We start from the raw sequence: 3,223 nt of genomic DNA on the forward strand, positions 1-3,223 counted from the left end.
ACGGCGAAGCCGTGCCTGGATGCGCGCCAGCGCATAGCCCACGTCACAAAGCCGACCACCCGCGGGTTCTCAGCGGCTTCCTCGCGAGGACAGCTTTTTCCCTCGTGGCGGAGCAGCTCGGGAAAAAGATCCCGCAGCGAGGAAGCCGCTGAGGTTCCGCCACCCCACCACCCAAGAAAAACGAGCCGTGGAACCCCGGATCACTCCGATTTCCGCTCCCGGCCTAGCAGCATCGCGGCACCGGGCACCGGTCCGAGGTCCTCGTGGCACACCCGGTGCACCACTTCGGTGATCGGCATCTCCACGCCGTGGCGCGCGGCGAGCTCCCGGATGGACGAGCAGGACTTCACGCCCTCGGCGACTTGTCCGTTGGTGGCGTCCTGCGCCTGAGCCAGCGTTTCCCCGCGTCCGAGCCGTTCCCCGAAGGTCCGGTTCCGCGACAGCGGTGAGGTGCAGGTGGCGACCAGGTCGCCGAGCCCGGCGAGCCCCGCGAAGGTCATCGGCTCCGCGCCGAGCGCCGCTCCGAGCCGCGTCGTCTCCGCCAGGCCGCGGGTGATCAGCGAGGACATCGTGTTCTGCCCGTAGCCGAGCCCGGCGGCCATCCCGCAGGCCAGCGCCATCACGTTCTTGCAGGCCCCGGCGAGCTCGATGCCCACCAGGTCGGTGTTGGTGTAGGGCCGGAAGTAGCCGGTGGAGCACGCCGCCTGCAGCGCGACGGCGCGGCCGTGGTCGGTGCAGGCCACGACGGTCGCGGTGGGCTGCTCGCGGGCGATCTCCATGGCGAGGTTCGGGCCGGAGACGACGGCGACCTGGTCCATCGGGACGTCGGCGACTTCGGCGACCACTTCGCTCATCCGCTTGAGGGTGCTGAGTTCGACGCCTTTGGCGAGGCTGACGAGCGTGGCGTCCGGCGGCAGCAGCGGCTGCCAGCCCGCCAGGTTCTCCCGCAGCGTCTGGCTGGGCACAGCGAGCACCACGGCTTCGGCACCGCGCATCGCTTCGACGGCGTCGTCGGTGGCCCGCAGCGACTCCGGCAGCGCCACGCCGGGCACGTAGCCGGGGTTCTGGTGCTCGGTGTTGATGCGCTCCGCGACTTCGGCGCGGCGCGCCCACAGCGTGACGTCGCTGCCTGCGTCGGCGAGGACTTTGGCGAAGGTGGTGCCCCAGGATCCGGCTCCGAGCACGGTGACCTTGCGGGCGGGCTCAGGTCCGGTCATCGTCGCTCCGGGTCTGCTGGTCCCGGCGGCGGGCCGCCGAGTAGAACTCCTCCGGCGGCTGCTGCTCGCGGATCTCGCCCAGCAGTTCCCGCACCCGGCTCATCGCGAGCTCGCTGACGGCGCGCAGCGCTTGGGCGTCGGCGGGCTCGTCGCGGAATTCGGACAGGTCGAGCGGTTCACCGATCCGCACGTGCACCGTCTTGCGCGGGAACGGGCGGAACTTCTTCTCGTAGTGGTCGTAGACGTCGCGGGTGCCCCAGCGGGCGGCGGGCACGATCGGCACGTCGTGCTCCAAGGCGAGCCTGGCCACGCCGGGCTTCGGCGACATCGGCCAGCCCTCCGGGTCCTTGGTGACCGTACCGTCCGGGTAGATGATCACGATTTTGCCCGCTTCGAGCGCGCCGTGCGCCGATTCGAGGCTCTTGCGGGCGTCGGCGGTCTGCCGGAACACGGGGATCTGCTCGACGCCGTTGAGCACGTTGCTCAGCACCGGCACGTTCCACAGCGTGTTCTTGGCCATGAATCGGGGAATCCGGGCCGCGCGGTGCACGGTGACCGCGTCGTAGACGGGGTCCAGGTGCGATACGTGGTTGAGCACGAGCAGTGCCGGGCCGGTGGCCGGGATGTTCGCCAGCCCGTGCACGCGGACGCGGGACAGCAGTGCGGTCAACGGGTAGAACACGACCGCCGCCAGCCACAGCCAGAACCGCCCCATCAGCGTCGGGGGCCGTTCCTTGGTCCGCTTGCGCGTCCCCTTGAGGCTCGCCGGTTCCGCCACGCCTATCTCCTCTCGCCCTAGAGCGGCTGTCAAGTTACCTGGCCCACGGTCCTCGTCGGCGAGCGGTCGGCCCGCGGCGGGCATACTCGATGATCGACGGCGGAGCGGAGGATGGCGGGATGAACGGCGGAGTGTCCTTGCTGGTACCGATCAAACCGCTGCACCTGGCGAAGTCCCGGTTGCGCGACGATCGACCCGCCGCGCGGCACGCGGATCTGGTGAGCGCGGTCGCGCACGACACGGTGGACGCCGCGCGGCGCGCCGCCGGGGTGCGGGCGGTGGTGGTGGTGACCTCCGATCCGCGGCTGGCGGAGTCGTTCGCCGCCGACGGCGTCGAGGTCGTCCCCGACGACCCGGCGGCGGGGTTGAATCCGGCGCTGGAACACGGAGAACGGGTGCTGCGGTCGCGCGGCGAGGCCCGGATCGGCGCGCTGCAGGCGGATCTTCCGGCTTTGCGGCCCGCGGAACTGGCGGCGGCGCTGGAGCAGGCCGGGCCCGATCGGGCGTTCAGCGCGGATCACCAGGGCACGGGCACGACGCTGCTGCTGGCCGCCGCGGGCGGCGCGCTCGCACCCCGGTTCGGGCCGGGTTCGGCCGCCGCGCACGCGTCGTCCGGGGCGCGGGCGCTCGACGGCGAGTGGGCGTCGTTGCGCTGCGATGTGGACACCGCGGCGGATCTGCGGCGGGCGACGGGCATCGGTCTCGGGGAGCGCACCGCGGCGTGGCTGGCGGGCGCCTCCGGAAACCCGCGCTGACCTGTGTGGTGTTCCCCGCGACAAAGGTCGAGCGACGGCCCCGGCATGGGTGAGAATGGTCGTCGTGAGTACCGACAGCAGCGATCACGAGACCACCAAGCCCGTGCCACGCCGGACCTCGTCGACCGCCGGGGCCGCCGGTGCTCGTCAGAACTCGCCGAAGTCCAACCGTGGGAGCCGGACGACCAGGCAGGACGCGGCGACGTCGCCGGAGGAGCCCGGTACGGCCCGGACCACGGCGAGGCGCGGCACCGCTAAGACCGGTGCGGCCAAGACCGGCGCGGCGAAATCCGGCACCGCGAAGTCCGCGACGGCGAAGCCCACGGCCTCGCAGCCCACCGCAGCGAAATCCACGACGGCCAAGCCCACGGCCTCGCAGCCCACCGCAGCGAAATCCACGACGGCCAAGCCCACGGCCTCGCAGCCCACCGCAGCGAAATCCACGACGGCCAAGCCCACGGCCTCGCAGCCCA

The 3,223-nt window shown here is 71.9% G+C and carries 4 protein-coding genes; 1 reads left to right on the top strand and 3 read right to left on the bottom strand.

Annotated elements, in window-relative coordinates:
- Positions 1–200: 200 nt before the first annotated feature.
- Positions 201–1,217, bottom strand: coding sequence for an NAD(P)H-dependent glycerol-3-phosphate dehydrogenase (locus OOZ19_RS27065; protein WP_266092992.1), 1,017 nt, complete (start codon positions 1,215–1,217; stop codon positions 201–203).
- Entirely contained in the window at positions 1,204–1,995 is a 792-nt protein-coding gene (locus OOZ19_RS27070; RefSeq protein WP_266092993.1) for a lysophospholipid acyltransferase family protein, read from the bottom strand. Before OOZ19_RS27070 ends, OOZ19_RS27065 begins: the two co-directional genes overlap by 14 nt.
- A 119-nt stretch (positions 1,996–2,114) precedes the next feature.
- Between OOZ19_RS27070 and cofC the strand changes: the two genes are divergently transcribed.
- Complete coding sequence (cofC, locus tag OOZ19_RS27075) at positions 2,115–2,750, top strand: 2-phospho-L-lactate guanylyltransferase (RefSeq protein WP_266092994.1); 636 nt, start codon at positions 2,115–2,117, stop codon at positions 2,748–2,750.
- A gap of 147 nt (positions 2,751–2,897) precedes the next feature.
- On the opposite strand, the gene OOZ19_RS27080 is transcribed toward cofC, so the two are convergent.
- The coding region (locus OOZ19_RS27080) for a hypothetical protein (protein WP_266092995.1) at positions 2,898–3,223 on the bottom strand (326 nt) is incomplete at its 5' end.

Origin of the sequence: Saccharopolyspora sp. NFXS83, from assembly GCF_026241095.1 — a bacterium.
GTDB lineage: Bacteria > Actinomycetota > Actinomycetes > Mycobacteriales > Pseudonocardiaceae > Saccharopolyspora_C.